The organism is Niveispirillum sp. KHB5.9 (assembly GCF_048066115.1).
Lineage (GTDB): Bacteria > Pseudomonadota > Alphaproteobacteria > Azospirillales > Azospirillaceae > Niveispirillum.
Genome location: NZ_JBLTYX010000005.1, coordinates 107,860 through 123,876, shown reverse-complemented (window position 1 = coordinate 123,876; position 16,017 = coordinate 107,860). Strand labels below are relative to the sequence as shown.

Below are 16,017 nucleotides of genomic sequence, written 5' to 3'. Positions count from 1 at the left end.
TTTGTGGATGCTCTTTTCAATTCCCCAATCGCACGAGATGCCGCGGCGGCAGCCGCCGTACCAATGGCCGAGGCTTCCGACCATTGGTATCACCCCCATCAGCCATTGCGGGCCAGCACCGTTCCCGCCAGATAGAGCGATCCGCAGATCAGCAGCCGGGCCGCCGGGCCCCCGCGGCCCAGGGCCGCCAGTTCCGCCACGGCCCTATCCACATCCTCGGCAGCCGACGCGTCGATTCCGGCCGCCCGCGCGAAGCCGGCGGCATCATCTGCCGTCACGCTGTTGGGCTCCCCCGGGATGGAAACGGCGCGCAGCCGGCGGACATGCGGGGCCAGGGGGTGGAGGAAATCCAGCGGCCGCTTCGATCCCAGCATGCCGAAGACAAGGTCCAGCGGCCTTCCGTCGGCAGCCCAGCGGGCCAACTGTGCGGCCAGCACCTCACCGGCGCTGTCATTATGCCCGCCATCCAGGAACAGATCCCAGCCGGCGGGCAGCATGTCGGGCAAGGACCCGCGCGTCAGGCGCTGCAACCGCGCCGGCCATTCCACACTGTCCAGGCCGTGGCGGATGGCGTCTTCCCCGATGGGAAACGGCAGATGCGCCGTGGCGGCAATGGCCAAGCCGGCATTGTGCACCTGATGAGCCCCCATCAGGCCGGGCGGCGGCAGGTCCAGCGTGCGGGTGGCGTCATGGAAGCGGAAGCCCGTCGCGGTCGGCGCCACCGACCAGTCGCGCCCATGCAGCGACAGGGGGGCAGCCAGTGCCGCCGCCCGATCGATGAACACCTGCTCCACCAGCCCCTCGGCCTGCGGCCCGGCGATGGCGGGGCGGCCCTGCTTGACGATGCCCGCCTTCTCCCCCGCGATCTCCACCAGGGTCGGCCCCAGGAACTGCGTATGGTCCAGGGAGATGCGGGTCAGCAGGCTGACGACCGGGGCATCGATGACATTGGTGGCATCCAGCCGGCCGCCCAGCCCCACCTCCAGGATCAAGAGGTCGGCCGGCACGCGGGCGAAGGCCAGGAGGGCGGCCGCCGTCGTCACCTCGAAGAAGGTGATGGGCTCACCGCCATTGGCCTGCTCCACCTCCTCCAGGATATCCGCCAGATCATCATCGCCGATCAGCGATCCGGCCAGCCGGATCCGCTCGTTGAAGCGCACCAGATGCGGGGAGGTGTAGACATGGACGCGGTGCCCCGCCGCCTCCGCGAAGGCGCGCAGGAAGGCCACCGTGCTGCCCTTGCCATTGGTACCGGCGACATGGACGGTCGGCGGCAGCCGGCGTTCCGGATGGCCCAGCGCCGCCAGCAGCCGTTCGATCCGGCCCAGCGACAGGTCGATGACCACCGGATGCAGCCGCCGCATCCGGTCCAGCGCCGCCTCCAGCCGGGGGGAGGCGGGCACCAGCGGCGGCGCCTTGATCATTGGTAGCCGGCGCCGCCCTGGATGGCGCTGACGGCGGGACCGCCACCCTTGCGGGTGGTCGGCCGATCACTGCCACGACCGATCTTGACGATATCGGCGCTGGGGCCGGGACGGCGCAGCAGGTCGATGACGCGGCCCAGCGTGTCGCGCAGTTCCTTGCGATGCACCACCATGTCGACCATGCCATGGTCCAGCAGATATTCCGACCGCTGGAAGCCTTCGGGCAGGGTCTCGCGGATCGTGCTTTCGATGACGCGGGCGCCGGCAAAGCCGATCTGGGCACCGGGCTCGGCGATATGGATGTCGCCCAGCATGGCGAAGCTGGCCGTGACGCCACCCGTGGTCGGGTCAGTCAGGATGACGATATAGGGCAGGCCGGCATCCTTCACCATCTCCACCGCGATGACGGTGCGCGGCATCTGCATCAGCGACAGGATCGCCTCCTGCATGCGCGCGCCGCCCGAGGACGGGATGGCGACCAGCGGCACCTGCTGCAGCACCGCCAGCCGGGCGGCGGCCAGCAGCCCCTCACCCACCGCCATGCCCATGGACCCGCCCATGAAGTTGAAGTCGAACACGGCGGCCACGGCGCCCTGGCCGTTGATCTTGCCATGGGCGACGACGATGGCGTCCTGACGGCCCGTCTTGGACTGGGCCTCCTTCAGGCGGTCGGTATAACGCTTCTGGTCGCGGAACTTCAGCGGATCGACCACCACCTTGGGCAGCTCGATCGTCTGATAGCCGGCATCGAACAGGGTCTTCAGCCGGCGCACCGGGTCCAGGCGCATATGGTGGCCGCAATGCTGGCAGACATGCAGCTGTTCCTCCAGATCGCGGTGGAACAGCATGGCGCCGCAGGACGGACACTTGTGCCAGAGATTATCCGGGACCTCCTTCTTCGCGACGAGGGCCTGGATCTTGGGTTTAACGAAATTGGTCAGCCAGTTCATGGGACTTCCTGGATAAGCGACGCGACGGCACGCAACTGGTTGATGGCTGTTTGGATACTGACCGGATTGTCCAGCCTGCCATGGGCGATCCTGTTGCGGACATCATATAGTCCGCAGGCATCCCGATACTCAACCCTCTGTCTGTCGATCAACAGAGCGAGACGTTTTTTAAAGGGGATGTCTTGGATGCGATTAGTGGCAGGAACAAGGGCGTTCCAAATCTCGCGATGGCGCCAATCCGGCAATCGCTTGGAGGCCTCGATTAATCTTTCCACCCCATCATTCACCAGTTCTTCAAACTGTGCGACCAAGAGAACAAAATACGCTCTGTCATTAACGTATTTTGCATCCACAACGGGCGGCAATTCCATCTCACCTTGAATAGGCAGCACCATCGACCGTTGAGCTTGGGCAAGGAAGCGGTCAGTTTCCTGATAAGCGGACTCGATTGTATCGAAATGCCTCACTGCAGGCCGCCCAACAGGGTCAGAAATTCCTCGCGGGTCAATGGAACATTCCGAGATCGATCCCGGTGGGGATAAAGACGCCAATCGGGAGCGTTCGGCTGACCGTGATCTTCAATATATGTCATGCCCAAGGGATGGAACAGGAACAACCTCCCCCGCGTCAGCAGCACCCAACGGGCTTCAGGCAAAAACTGCATCCCCTCACCGGTCGCTTCGACTTTGACCGTCAATGTCGGGAACATCTCGAACGCCAGGCCGACTTGACGCATCGGGCTTTCAAGGATGGGCCTTTCGCCCTGCCACGCAACAAAAGCCCTATCATCCGGCAGCCACGACATCAATTTGTCGAACAGAGATGTCAAATGACGGCGCCAATCACATAGCTCTGCCTCCACCGCCTCTCGCGTCAACGGTGGCGGCTCAAGCTCATCGTCGTGATCGTATGCGTAGGCCATGATCAACCCTCAGGACAGATCACTTTCTGGCAGAACGCACGCCCTCCGCCAGCGTTTCCACGAAGCTTAGCACATTGCCCACCAGCCCGGCAGTGGGCTTGCCTTCGGCGTCCAGGTTGGCCTCCACCTTGCGCACGATGGCGCTGCCCACCACGGCACCGTCGGCCACACGGGCCACCGCGGCGGCCTGCTCCGGGGTGGTGATGCCGAAGCCCACGGCCAGCGGCAGCTCGGTGTGGCGGCGCAGGCGGGAGACCGCCTCTTCAACGGCGGAAGCACTGGCGCTGCCGGCCCCGGTGATGCCGGTGACGGAGACGTAATAGACAAAGCCCGACGTGTTGGCGAGGACGGCCGGCAGGCGGGCATCGTCGGTGGTCGGCGTGGTCAGGCGGACGAAGTTGATGCCGGCGGCCAGCGCCGGCTCGCACAGTTCCCGGTCCTCTTCCGGCGGCAGGTCGACGACGATCAGGCCATCGACCCCGGCCGCCTTGGCATCGGCCAGGAACTTTTCAACACCATAGGAATAGATGGGGTTGTAATAGCCCATCAGCACCAGCGGTGTGGCATCGTCCCCCTGGCGGAAACCGCGGACCAGATCCAGTGTCCGGGTCATGCGGGCCCCGTTCTTCAGCGCGCGCAGGCCCGCCGCCTCGATCGCCGGGCCATCGGCCATGGGGTCGGTGAAGGGCATGCCCAGTTCGATCACGTCCGCACCGGCCCCCGGCAGCCCCTTCAGCAGGGCCAGGCTGGTCTCATGGTCGGGGTCGCCGGCGGTGATGAAGGTGACCAGACCGGCCCGGCCTTCGGCTTTCAGCGCGGCGAAACGGCGGTCGATGCGGGTGTCGGCTTGGATCGGGGCGCTGGGCATGCGGGTATGTTTCCAGACAGCTTGGAGTGCGATCGGTTGAAACGGGTCCGTTTCGACCGTCTATCGCACGACGGACCCTAAAATAAGGCGGCGCACCATAGCCCCGGTGCCGGTGCCGAGACAACGCCGCTTTACGCGCGTCCGCCCGGCGCGTGGCACCCCCCTATGCGCTTCGTCATAGGTCTGCACTCTGTCCATTAAACAGCTTCACGGAAACCGGTATCACGCGTATCTGCTAATCATGTGTCCAGCGAGGTCGGTGAATTTGCAGGATGTCTTTGAGCCGCCGGCGTCCCAGTCGGGATCGACGCCACGCCCGGCCAACCCGTCACGCGCCGTCGTCTGGCTGGCGCTGACGGCGTTGCTGGTGGCGCTCGCCCTGTTCGCGGCGGAGTTGCTGCTGGGCCGGGCCCGCGTCATGGAACGGGCCACCACCGACACGAAGGCCGAGGCCGACCAGCTTTCCGAACATGCCGCCCGTCTGATGGGGGCGCATGCCCTGGTCCTGCGCAATGCCGAATGGTTGGTCCGTAGCCAGAGTTGGGATGCGGTATCCGGCACGCCGCACCTGTTCGAATGGCTGCGCGACCTGGCCGGGGAGGCGCCGGAGGTGCAATCCTACTGGCTGGTCGATGCCACGGGCAAGGTGCGGGTCAGCACGCTGCGCTGGCCGGTGCCCGACCTGAACGTGGCCGATCGCGCCTATTTCCTGCCGCATGAGAGCGGCATGGTCGGGCCGCATGTCAGCCCGCGCCTGTCCGGCCGCCTCAATCCGGAAGTGTTCTTCGCCCTGTCCCGGCGTATCGACGGGCATGACGGCACCTTCATGGGCGTCGTGCAGGTCTCCCTGCGCCCGGCCTATTTCGAGAGCTTCTATGCCAGCGTCAGCGCCCATCCCGATGCGGAGGTCATGCTGGTCCGTGATGATGGCGAGGTGCTGGTCCGCCACCCGGCACCGGTGGAGTCGGGATCGACGCTGGGCAATGTCGCCGATCTGGTCAGCCGGCGGGACCCGACCACCGGCCTGCTGACGGCCGCATCGCCCTTCGACGGGCAGGAACGGCTCTATGCCGTGGCCGATGTCGACCGGGTACCGGTGCGCATCGTCTATGGCATCTCCACCGCCGGTTTGCAGTCCGATTGGGGCTGGGCGGCGCTGGGGCATTTCAGCTTCGCCATCCTGGCCACGCTGCTGCTGCTGCCGCTGGCCGTCATCGCGCTGCGTCAGACGCGGCAAGCGGAGGTGGCGCAGGGCCAGCTGCGCAGTTCCAACGTGGCGCTGGAAGCGCGTGTGCGCGAGCGCACGGCGCATCTGGACATCGCGCTGGACGATCTGCGCCTCAGCGAGGAACGGTTGAGCCGTCTGGTCAACACCGCCCCCGTGGCGATCATGGAGATCGGGCCGGAGGGCCGCTATACCGACGTCAACGCGGCGGCGGAGCGTATCCTGGGCCTGTCGCGCGCCGCCATCATCGGCGTGCGCCATGATGCGGCCCTGTGGCAGGCGACCAGCCTGGACGGCCGCCCGCTGTCCAGTGTCGATTTCCCCACCGCCCGCGCCCTGGCCGGAGAGGAGGTGCGCGACGGCGAGTACGCCCTGCGTGATCCCAAGACCGGCGCACGGCAGATCCTGTCGGTCAATGCCGTCCCCATCCGGGACGAGAACGGGCGCATCATCGGCTGCACCGCCACCGCCATGGACGTGACCGGCCGGTATGAGGCGGAGGATCGCCAGCGCCTGCTGATGCGCGAGGTGGACCATCGCGCCAAGAACGCCCTGGCGGTCGCCCAGGCCGTCGTGCGCCTCAGCCGGGCCGACAGTATCGAGGCCTTCACCAGCGCCGTGGAGGGCCGCGTTTCTTCCCTCGCCCGCTCCCACAGTCTGCTGGCCCAGGCGTCATGGTCGGGGGCCGATCTGGAACGGCTGGTGGAGGACGAGGTTCAGGCCTTCGCCGTCAATCCGGGCCAGTTGACCCTGCGCGGCCCGCGCGTGCGGCTGGGCGCCGACATGGTGCAGTCGCTGGGCCTGGTCTTCCATGAGTTGGCCACCAATGCCGCCAAGCATGGTGCCCTGTCACGGCCGGAAGGCATGGTCACCCTGGACTGGACCGTGCGGCGCGGCACGCTGGACCTGACCTGGACGGAAACCGGCGGACCGGAAGTCGTGGCCCCGCCGACGCGCCAGGGCTTCGGGTCCACCCTGCTGGGCCAGGTGCTGCGCCATCAGCTGGGCGGAAAGATCGACATGGACTGGGCACCGGCGGGCCTGCGCTGCCACATCACCCTGCCGCTGGGGTCGCAGGCTTAATTATGCGCTCCCTCAGGCGCCGGGCGCCGCCATCCGGCGGCTTGGCTTACGCGCCCACGCGGGCGCGGGTCGTGCGGTCGCCGACCTCCAGCGGCATGAACATGCCGCTGGTATCAGCCCCGCCCCGCCTCCAGCCGCAGCTTCAGCGCCAGCATATCCTTCCACGCCTCGCGCTTGGCGTCGGGGTTGCGCAGCAGATAGGCGGGGTGGAGCATGGGCATGGCGACCACCGGCTTTTTCAAGCCCGCACTGCCATAGTCGAAGGAGCGGCCGCGCAGGCGGGTGATGCCTTCCGTCCGGTTCAGCATCGCCTTGGCGGAAATACCGCCGGCGAAGATCAGGAAATCGGGCGCCAGCAACTCGATATGGCGCACCATGAAGGGCATGCAGGCCGCGATCTCGCTGTCGGTCGGGCTGCGGTTGCCAGGCGGGCGCCAGGGCAGCATGTTGGTGATGTAGACCGCCTTGGCGGGATCGTCGGCATGCCGGTCCAGCCCGATGGCCCCCAGCATCCGGTCCAGCAACTGCCCCGCCGGACCGACGAAGGGCAGACCCTGCCGGTCCTCGTTCTCGCCCGGCGCCTCTCCGATCAGCATGATGCGCGCCTGCCGGCTGCCGGTGCCGAACACCAGGTTGGTGGCGGTCTTCTTCAGCGCGCAGCCATCGAAGGCGGAAAGCGCGTCCTTCAGCTCATCCAGGCTCTTGGCCGCCGAGGCGGCGATGCGGGCCGATTGTCCGGCCTCCACGGCGCCCAGCGGGCCGGGATCGGCGGGCATCGGCGATGGCGCATTTTGTCGCGGGGCCATCTGCGCCGCCGGGGCGGCGGAGGACGATCTGGCGAGGGAAACCGGCGCTATATCGGCGGCCGGTGACGCTACGGCCGCTTTCGCACGTGCGGGAGGAGCAAGCGCCGACCAATCGGTCGGATCTTCCCCGATCACCTCGTCAACCCCGCAATCCAGAAGGAAACGCAGGGCGGAGACGGATTCGACAAGCCCAATCATGGTTTGACCCTACCATTTGCCTATGCTGTCTTAACAGCGTCGTAGAGGAAGGGCCCCGCTGGAAGGGCCGGCAGCCGCAACGTGACTGACCCCCGGTGCCCGAAAAGGCACGAACGGTCGCGTGGCAAGGCTGAGAACAAGTGGTGGGATGGGGTATGGAACGCGAATCGATGGAATATGATGTCGTGATCGTCGGCGCAGGCCCCTCGGGCCTGTCGGCGGCGATCCGGCTGAAGCAGCTGGCCGCGGAAAAGGGCCAGGAAGTCAGCGTCTGCGTCCTGGAGAAGGGATCGGAAGTCGGCGCCCACATCCTGTCGGGCAATGTCATCGACCCCAAGGCGCTGAACGAGCTGATCCCCGACTGGAAGGAGAAGGGCGCGCCGCTGAACACGCCCGTCACCGACGACCGGTTCTACATCCTGTCGGACAAGGGCGGCATCCGCGTGCCCAACTTCCTGCTGCCGCCGCTGATGCATAATGACGGCAATTACGCCATCAGCCTGGGCAACCTGTGCCGCTGGCTGGGAACGCAGGCCGAAGAGCTGGGGGTGGAGATCTATCCCGGCTTCGCCGCGGCCGAGGTGCTGTACCATGAAGATGGCAGCGTGAAGGGTGTCGCCACCGGCGACATGGGTATCGGCAAGAATGGCGAGCATACCCATAACTACACGCCCGGCATGGAACTGCACGGCAAGTACACCTTCTTCGCCGAGGGTGTACGCGGCAACCTGTCCAAGCTGCTGATGGAGAAGTTCGATCTGCGGTCCGATTGCGACGTGCAGAAATACGGCATCGGCATCAAGGAACTGTGGCAGATCGACCCGGAAAAGCATCAACAGGGCCTGGTCATGCACACCCAGGGCTGGCCCCTGGACAGCAGCACGGCCGGCGGTTCCTGGATGTACCATCTGGAGGACAACCAGGTCTCCATCGGCTTCGTGGTCAATCTGGACTACCAGAACCCGCATCTGTCGCCGTTCGAGGAATTCCAGCGCTTCAAGCAGCACCCGTTCATCCGCAAGTATCTGGAGGGCGGCAAGCGCTTGTCCTATGGCGCGCGTGCCATCAATGAGGGTGGGTTGCAGTCGGTCCCGACGCTGACCTTCCCCGGCGGCGCCCTGATCGGCTGTTCGGCCGGCTTCGTCAACGTGCCCCGCATCAAGGGCACGCACAATGCCATGAAGACCGGCATGCTGGCCGCCGAAGCCGCCTTCGACAAGCTGCTGGCGGGAGTGGGCAATGGCGACCGGCTGACGGCGTACGAGCAGTCCTGGAAGGACAGCTGGGTGCATGAGGACCTGTACAAGGTCCGCAACGTCAAGCCGGGCCTGAAGGCCGGGCTGATGCTGGGCAACCTGCATGGTGGCTTGCAGATGTGGGCGCATGATCTGGGCCTGGGCAAGTTCCTGCCCTACACCCTGCACCACAGCAAGGCCGACCATGAAAGCCTGAAGCCGGCCAACATGGCCAGGAAGATCAAGTATCCCAAGCCCGACGGGGTGATCAGCTTCGACCGCCTCTCCTCCGTGTTCATCTCGAACACGAACCATGAGGAGAACCAGCCGGCGCACCTGAAGCTGAAGGACCCGTCGATCCCGATCGAGCACAATTTGCCCAATTACGACGAGCCGGCGCAGCGCTATTGCCCGGCCGGGGTGTATGAGGTGATGCGCGACGACAATGGCCAGCATCCGCGCTTCGTGATCAACGCGCAGAACTGCGTGCACTGCAAGACCTGCGACATCAAGGACCCGCTCCAGAATATCGTCTGGACCGTGCCGGAGGGCGGCGGGGGCCCGAACTATCCGAACATGTGATCGGGTGCGTAAAAACCCCGGTGCCGGAAACGGCGCCGGGGTTTTTCTTGTCAACGGTTGTCCAACTGCGCCCGCACCGATGCCAGCCCGTCGCGGGTGATGCGATAGGGGCCGCCATTGGTGGAGCCGATCAGGCGCCGTCGCTTCAGCTTGGCGAAGATGGCCATGGTGCAATCCACCAGCAGCCATCCGTCGCGCGTCAGGCATTCCACGCCCTGGATGTCGCGATAATCGGCTTCGTTGCGGATCAGGTTGATGCGGCCGCCCTGGGCCAATGCGTGCAGCGTCCGCTGCTCCGCCTTCGAGATATTCATGATCGGGATGTCGTCGTCCGTTCAGCAATAAGGCTGACGCGGCCATGCACGGCCACCGGCGATACGCGCGGCGGGGCATGGGCTTATGCGAAGACTGACCGGCCAAAGGGGCGGGTCAGCGGATGACGACAATCCCGGACATACACACTCCTGTCGAAGCGGAAGCCCAAGACATATCCGGGATCGGATGGAATTGCAAGCGTAGGTCAGGTCGAGACGTAAGCCGAGCCCTGACAGAAAAGGCTTTAAGCGATGCTGTCAGGGCTCGGCTTACGTCTCGACCTGACCTACGGCAACATTCGTCTCCTATGCCCCGATCAAGCCCAGCGGCAGGATGCGCAGCGGGTCGCCCGGCCGCACCCGCGTCACCCCCTCCCCCAGTTCCGCCAGGGCGTCGACCAGGGACAGGCGGCGCAGCATCGCCGCCCCGTCATCGGGATCGGCATGGGCCACGCCGTCGGGCCCGATGGTGACGCGCAGATATTCCCGCCTGCCCGCCTTCTTGGCATGGGTAAAGCCGGAGGGGGCGGCCAGCAGCGGCAGGGGGGCAACCGTTGCTCCCGACAGACGCTGGATCAGCGGTCGGACCAGGACCAGGAAGCTGACCAGCATGGCCACCGGATTGCCCGGCAGGCCGGCGAAGGCGACCTTGCCGACATGGCCCAAGGCCAGCGGCTTGCCGGGCTTCAGCGCCAGTTTCCAGAATTCCAGCCCGCCCAGGCCCGACACCACGGCCTTCACATGGTCGGCATCGCCGGACGACACGCCGCCGGAGGTCAGGATCAGGTCATGGCTGCCCGCCGCCGCCTCCAGGGCTGTGCGAATGGCATCGACGTCATCGGCCAGGATGCCCAGGTCGGTCACCGCACAGCCCAGCCGGGCCAGCATCCCGCGCAACATGGCGCGGTTGCTGTCATAGATGCCGCCGGGCGCCAGGGGCGTACCCGGTTCCGTCACCTCGTCCCCCGTGGAGAACAGGGCGACGCGCAGGGGCCGGTAGACGCTCAGGCGATCCAGCCCCAGAGCCGCCGCCAGCGCCAGATCGCGGGGGCCGAGGCGGCGGCCGGCGGATAAGGCCACCTGGCCCACCGCCACATCCTCTCCCCTGCGGCGCAGGTTCGTGCCAACGGACAGGCCGGCGGGCAGGCGGACAAGCGCCCCCTTCACCACCGCATCCTCCTGCATCACCACAAGGTCCAGCTCCGGCGGTACAAGTGCGCCGGTGAAGATGCGCAGGACCGTGCCGGGTGGCGGGGCGGTGACATCGGCGGCACCGGCGAAAACCGGGCCAGCCACCGGCAACGCCCGCCCCAGATCGGACAGGCGCACCGCATAGCCATCCATGGCGCTGTTATCGAAGGGCGGCAGGTCCAGGGTGCTGGTCACATCCGTAGCCAGCACCCGATCCAGGGCCGCCGAAAGTGCAATCTGTTCCGGTTTCGAAATGGATTTGAAGCGCGCTTCGATCAACTGCAGTGCCGCGTCAACGGTCAGCATTTTGAATTCGGAATCGAAACAATCGTTCTTCCCGCTCATCCCCCAACCCCCGTGATACGCAGGATCAGGTCGGCCACCGCTTCCACATCGTTCAGGTCCAGGACGGGCAGCGGGCAGTCGGGCAAGACGACATCGCTGGCCACCGCCACGATGCGCGGATCATCGGGCCAGAGCGGGGGCTTGCCGTTGGAGGGGCGGTGGATTTCCAGCTTGGGATGCGCGTCGCGCTTGAACCCTTCCACCAGCACCAGATCGACGGGCGACAGCTTGGTCAGCAGTTCCGCCAGGGTCGGCTCCGGCCCGTCCCGGTTCTCATGCATCAGCGCCCAACGGTTGGCCGATGCCACCAGCACCTCCTGCGCGCCGGCCATGCGGTGGACATAGCTGTCCTTGCCGGGCTGGTCGATATCGAAGGCGTGATGGGCATGCTTGACGGTGGCCACGGTCAGGCCACGCGCCGACAAAGCCGGGATCAACCGGGCCATCAGCGTGGTCTTGCCGCTGCCGCTCCACCCGGCCAGACCGAATATATTGCGGGCAAGCTTCATCTACGCCTTCCCTGCGTTTCCCCACATACCGACCCTAGGCTGGCGGCCGCTCGGGTGCAATCCCATGCGGCAAAATGAAAAGGGGCCGCCGGAAGAACCGACGGCCCCTTGGTACTCGATCCAACACAGCCCACCGCTTACGGCGCCGCCCCTTCCAGCGACAGGGCCAGGAAGGTCTGCTCGCCGCGCCGTTCGACCAGCAGCAACACCGCCTTCTGGCCGGCCTGCTTGGCCTTGGCGACGCGGTCCTGCACCTCGGTCGGGCTGGAAACCGGCTGCTGGCTGACCTCCAGCACCACGTCGCCAGGGCGCAGCTGGCGCGACTGCGGCGGGGCGTTGGGATTGACCTTGGTGATCACCACGCCCTTCACGCCCTCGGCCAGTTCGAACTGCTTGCGCAGGTCGGCGGTGATGGCGGAGACGGACAGACCCAGCGCATCCACCTGCTGCTGTGCGGCACCGGGCCCCTTCTGCTCCTCCTCCTGGCCTTCCTCCTCGGCGGCGGCGGCCTGATCCTCGGGGAATTCGGCCAGGGTCACGGCCACGTTCTGTGCCGCCCCCTTGCGGGAGATGCCGACATTGACCTTGGTGCCCACCGGCGTGCCAGCGACCATGCGCGGCAGGGTGCGGTTGTTGGACACTTCCTTGCCGTCGAAGGTCAGGATCACGTCACCGGGCTTCAGGCCGGCGGATGCTGCCGGGCTGCCTTCGGTGACGGTACCGACCAGGGCACCCTTGTGATGGGCCAGGCCCATGCTTTCGGCGATTTCCGGCGTCACCGACTGGATCTGCACGCCCAGCCAGCCACGGCGCACCTTGCCAGCCTTGCGCAGTTCCTCCACCACGGTGCGGGCCATGCCGGACGGGATGGCGAAGCCGATGCCGACGGAACCGCCGGTGCGGCTGTAGATGGCGGAATTGATACCGACCACGTCGCCGGTCAGGTTGACCAGCGGACCGCCGGAATTGCCCTGGTTGATGGCGGCGTCGGTCTGGATGAAATCATCGAAGCGGCCGGCCCCGATATCACGCGCCCGCGCCGACACGATGCCGGCGGTCACGGTGCCGCCCAGGCCGAAGGGATTGCCGATGGCCACGACCCAGTCGCCGACCTTCAGCGTATCGCTGTCACCCCATTTCAGGGCGGTCAGCCTGGCCTTGGTTTCCACCTTCAGCAGGGCCAAATCGGTTTCCTTGTCGGTGCCGATCAGCTTGGCCTTCAGCTCCGTCTGGTCGGCATCCTGGAAGATGACGGTGATCTCGTCCGCACCCTCGATGACGTGGTTGTTGGTGACGATATAGCCGGTGGCATCGATGATGAAGCCCGAACCCAACGACTGCGCCTTGCGCGGGGCACCTTGCTGGCCCTGCTGCTGGCGCTCCAGGAAGTCGCGGAAGAATTCCTCCATGGGCGATCCGGGCGGGAAGTCCGGCATGGGCACGGCACCACGGCCGCCCGGCTTGTTCTGGATGGTCTGGCTGGTCGAGATATTGACCACGGCCGGCAGGGTCTTTTCCGCCAGGGCCGAGAAACTCTCGGGCGCGCCACGCTGGGCCAGCGCCGGGGGTGCGAATATCAGGGCGGCGGTCACCGCCAGCGCCGACAGCAGGCCGGCAACCCGGCTTTCCCGGACACTTTCCCGGACAATGGCCACGGCATGCACGCGGGCGGGACGGGAACGGAAGGCGTCGATCACGTCAATCTCCAGGGGCCGGTCATCCGCACCACACCCAGGGCGCGCACCGGCGCACCGGCCCGGAGGGGCGCGCCGACAGCATGGAATATAGGCTGTGAAACCCCGCCTTGCGAAGCATTCCTTCGTAACAGGCGGATGGTAGGGGGCGGGGAAGCGGCCCTATCCCCGGATCGCCGTGAGGGCGATGACACCCAGGATGGCCGCACCCAACCCGATCCGGCGCAGCATGGCCGGTTCCATGCCCGTGATACGAATGGCCATGTCGCGCATGGAAGCGGGTGCGATGGCATAAAGCAGCCCCTCGATCACGAACACCAGGGCCAGCGCGGTCAGGAAGTCGGTCAAGATGGCGGCCTTCAGAAACCTGAACTCTTTTCGTCATCCCGGCGCAAGCCAGGACCCAGGAGCCAAACGCCCGACCTTCCGGCAGCGTCGATCGACGCTGCTGAATGGGAGGTTCCTGCGGCCCCTGGGTCCCGGCTTGCGCCGGGATGACGAGGATGGTCAAAGCGCGATCACGGGAAATGTCACCGCCGCGTCACGCCGGCCGTGCCGTTGAAATAGCGGAAGAACTCGCTGTCCGGCGACAGGACCATCTGGGTGTTCTCGCCCTTCACGGCCGCCTTGTAAGCTTCCAGCGAACGGTAGAACGCATAGAAATCGGCGTTCTTGCCGGCGGATTCGCCCAGGATGCGGATGGCCTGGTTGTCGCCCTCACCGCGCAGCACCTGGCTGTCGCGCTGGGCTTCGGCCAGAATGACGGTGCGTTCACGCTCGGCCCGGCTGCGGATCTGCTGGGCCTGCTCGTTACCCTGGGCGCGGGCCTCACGGGCTTCGCGCTCACGCTCCGACCGCATGCGCTCATACACGGCCTGGGACGTGGCATCGGGCAGGTCAGCGCGGCGGATGCGGACATCCACGATTTCCACGCCGAAACGGGCGGCTTCCTGGTTCACCTGCGCCTTGATGTCTGCCATGACCTTCACGCGCTCCTTGGAGAGCACGTTCAGCAGGGTGGAATTACCCAGCACGCGGCGCAGGGCCGAATTCACCGTGGCGGCCAGACGCTGTTCGGCCACCACATCATTGCCGACCGACTGATAGAACTGCAACGGCGCGGTGATGCGATAGCGGGCGAAGGCATCGACCTCCAGCCGCTTCTGATCGGCCAGGATCACCTGTTCGACCGGTGGGTCGACATTCAGGACGCGGGCATCCAGCAGGATCACGTTCTGCACGAACGGGATCTTCGCATGCAGGCCCGGTTCCTGGATTGTGCGCTTCCATTCACCGAACTGCAGCACCAGCGCCTGCTGCGTCTGCTTGACGGTGAACAGCGAGGCCGAGGCCAGGATGACGGTCGCGGCGGCGACGACGCCCAAGGCGACAAGTTTACGGTTCATATCCCGTCCCCCCTTACTGGCGTGGCGCCGCCGGCGTGGCCGGCGTCTGTTGGCGGAGCTGGTTCGTCAACTCGTTCAGCGGCAGGAACGGCACGACACCACTGCCCTTGCCCTGGTCGATGATGATCTTGTTGGACCCGCCCAGCACTTCCTGCATCGTTTCCAGATACATGCGCCGCGCGGTAACCTCTGGCGACACCGTATACGCCGACAGGACCTGGGAGAAGCGCTGCGCATCACCCTGGGCCAGGCTGACCACCTGCTCGCGATAGGCCGAAGCCTGCTGGATCAGCTGTTCCGCCTCGCCGCGGGCGCGGGGGATGATGTCGTTGCGATAGGCCTCGGCCTCGTTGCGCAGACGCTCGCGATCCTGGCGGGCGCGCTGCACATCGTTGAACGCGTCCACCACGGGGGCGGGCGGATCGACCTTCTGCAGCTGCACCTGGCTGATCTCGATACCCGATTGGTATTCGTCCAGCATGGTTTGCAACAGCAGCTTGGTCTGCTGCTCGATATCCTGGCGGGCCTCGGTCAGGGCCGGCTGGATGTCGGTGCGGCCGATGACCTCGCGCATGGCGCTTTCGGCGGCCAGTTGCACGGTCAGTTGCGGCTCGCGGATCTTGAACAGGAAATTGCCGGCATCCTTGATCACCCACAGGACGGTGAAGTCGATGTCGATGATATTCTCGTCGCCGGTCAGCATCAGACTTTCATCGACGACATCGCCACCCTGGCGGCGGTTGTCGATGGCGGAGCGATAGCCGATCTCCAGCCGGTTGACGAGCGTCACCTTGGGCGTGTCCACCGTTTCGAACGGTGCGGGCAGGTGATAGCGCAGGCCCGGCTGCTCGGTGCGCACATATTTGCCGAATCGCTGCACGACGCCCTGTTCGTCCGGCTCGATACGATAGATGCCCGACAGGCCCCACAGCACCGCCAGCGCCAGCACGCCCAGCATGATGCCCTTGCCGCCGCCCAGGCCGCCGGGCGTCATGCTCTTGAACCGCTCCTGGCCCTTGCGCAGCAAATCCTCCAGGTCGGGGCCGCCGGGCTGTTGCCCGCCGCCGCCCGGCGGACGACCCCACGGGTTGTTACCGCCGCCGTTGCCGCCGCCCGGGGGAGAGCCCCACGGTCCGCCGCCATTGCCGCCGCCTTGATTGTTCCAGGGCATATTTCCGACCCTTTGGTGATTGGACGAACACAAACTGCCAAACCGACAGGCCTGCCCGCAAGGACAGGACGCTTTCTAAGTGCTGCACGCCACC

The 16,017-nt window shown here is 66.1% G+C and carries 15 protein-coding genes; 2 read left to right on the top strand and 13 right to left on the bottom strand.

What is annotated here, in order from left to right; translation table 11 throughout:
- Positions 1-98: 98 nt before the first annotated feature.
- From ACM9HJ_RS11315 to trpA, 5 genes are read right to left on the bottom strand one after another with little or no spacing between them, the layout of a single operon-like run.
- On the bottom strand, positions 99-1,424 hold the full coding sequence (locus tag ACM9HJ_RS11315; RefSeq protein ID WP_416571830.1) for a bifunctional folylpolyglutamate synthase/dihydrofolate synthase: 1,326 nt from the start codon (positions 1,422-1,424) through the stop codon (positions 99-101).
- Positions 1,421-2,374, bottom strand: coding sequence for an acetyl-CoA carboxylase, carboxyltransferase subunit beta (gene accD / locus ACM9HJ_RS11310; protein WP_416571829.1), 954 nt, complete (start codon positions 2,372-2,374; stop codon positions 1,421-1,423). The genes ACM9HJ_RS11315 and accD overlap by 4 nt, the downstream gene beginning before the upstream one ends.
- Positions 2,371-2,841 (bottom strand): hypothetical protein, encoded by a 471-nt coding sequence (locus tag ACM9HJ_RS11305; protein WP_416571828.1) that lies wholly within the window; start codon positions 2,839-2,841, stop codon positions 2,371-2,373. The genes accD and ACM9HJ_RS11305 overlap by 4 nt, the downstream gene beginning before the upstream one ends.
- On the bottom strand, positions 2,838-3,296 hold the full coding sequence (locus tag ACM9HJ_RS11300; protein ID WP_416571827.1) for a hypothetical protein: 459 nt from the start codon (positions 3,294-3,296) through the stop codon (positions 2,838-2,840). Before ACM9HJ_RS11300 ends, ACM9HJ_RS11305 begins: the two co-directional genes overlap by 4 nt.
- A gap of 19 nt (positions 3,297-3,315) precedes the next feature.
- On the bottom strand, positions 3,316-4,164 hold the full coding sequence (gene trpA, locus ACM9HJ_RS11295) for a tryptophan synthase subunit alpha (protein ID WP_416571826.1): 849 nt from the start codon (positions 4,162-4,164) through the stop codon (positions 3,316-3,318).
- A gap of 265 nt (positions 4,165-4,429) precedes the next feature.
- Between trpA and ACM9HJ_RS11290 the strand changes: the two genes are divergently transcribed.
- Complete coding sequence (locus ACM9HJ_RS11290; protein WP_416571825.1) at positions 4,430-6,472, top strand: HWE histidine kinase domain-containing protein; 2,043 nt, start codon at positions 4,430-4,432, stop codon at positions 6,470-6,472.
- Positions 6,473-6,585: 113 nt separating this feature from the next.
- Here the strand turns inward: ACM9HJ_RS11290 and ACM9HJ_RS11285 are convergent, their stop codons facing one another.
- Complete coding sequence (locus tag ACM9HJ_RS11285) at positions 6,586-7,278, bottom strand: uracil-DNA glycosylase (protein WP_416571824.1); 693 nt, start codon at positions 7,276-7,278, stop codon at positions 6,586-6,588.
- A 353-nt stretch (positions 7,279-7,631) separates the two neighbouring features.
- On the opposite strand from ACM9HJ_RS11285, the gene ACM9HJ_RS11280 reads away from it, so the two are divergent.
- Positions 7,632-9,293 carry an electron transfer flavoprotein-ubiquinone oxidoreductase gene (locus ACM9HJ_RS11280; protein ID WP_416571823.1) on the top strand — a complete coding sequence of 554 codons (1,662 nt, stop codon included), beginning with the start codon at positions 7,632-7,634 and terminating at the stop codon, positions 9,291-9,293.
- A 50-nt stretch (positions 9,294-9,343) separates the two neighbouring features.
- Here the strand turns inward: ACM9HJ_RS11280 and ACM9HJ_RS11275 are convergent, their stop codons facing one another.
- From ACM9HJ_RS11275 to hflK, 7 genes are all read right to left on the bottom strand, one after another.
- Positions 9,344-9,607 carry a YjhX family toxin gene (locus ACM9HJ_RS11275; RefSeq protein ID WP_416571822.1) on the bottom strand — a complete coding sequence of 88 codons (264 nt, stop codon included), beginning with the start codon at positions 9,605-9,607 and terminating at the stop codon, positions 9,344-9,346.
- A gap of 306 nt (positions 9,608-9,913) precedes the next feature.
- Positions 9,914-11,104 (bottom strand): gephyrin-like molybdotransferase Glp, encoded by a 1,191-nt coding sequence (gene glp / locus ACM9HJ_RS11270; protein ID WP_416571821.1) that lies wholly within the window; start codon positions 11,102-11,104, stop codon positions 9,914-9,916.
- A 35-nt stretch (positions 11,105-11,139) separates the two neighbouring features.
- Complete coding sequence (gene mobB, locus ACM9HJ_RS11265; RefSeq protein WP_416571820.1) at positions 11,140-11,652, bottom strand: molybdopterin-guanine dinucleotide biosynthesis protein B; 513 nt, start codon at positions 11,650-11,652, stop codon at positions 11,140-11,142.
- Between the two features lie 137 nt (positions 11,653-11,789).
- Positions 11,790-13,349 carry a DegQ family serine endoprotease gene (locus ACM9HJ_RS11260; RefSeq protein ID WP_416571819.1) on the bottom strand — a complete coding sequence of 520 codons (1,560 nt, stop codon included), beginning with the start codon at positions 13,347-13,349 and terminating at the stop codon, positions 11,790-11,792.
- A gap of 159 nt (positions 13,350-13,508) precedes the next feature.
- Entirely contained in the window at positions 13,509-13,694 is a 186-nt protein-coding gene (locus tag ACM9HJ_RS11255; RefSeq protein ID WP_416571818.1) for a DUF2065 domain-containing protein, read from the bottom strand.
- Between the two features lie 182 nt (positions 13,695-13,876).
- Positions 13,877-14,752: a protease modulator HflC gene (hflC, locus tag ACM9HJ_RS11250; protein ID WP_416571817.1), complete on the bottom strand. Its 876-nt coding sequence runs from the start codon at positions 14,750-14,752 to the stop codon at positions 13,877-13,879.
- A gap of 13 nt (positions 14,753-14,765) precedes the next feature.
- Positions 14,766-15,923 (bottom strand): FtsH protease activity modulator HflK, encoded by a 1,158-nt coding sequence (gene hflK, locus ACM9HJ_RS11245; protein WP_416571816.1) that lies wholly within the window; start codon positions 15,921-15,923, stop codon positions 14,766-14,768.
- Positions 15,924-16,017 lie beyond the last annotated feature (94 nt).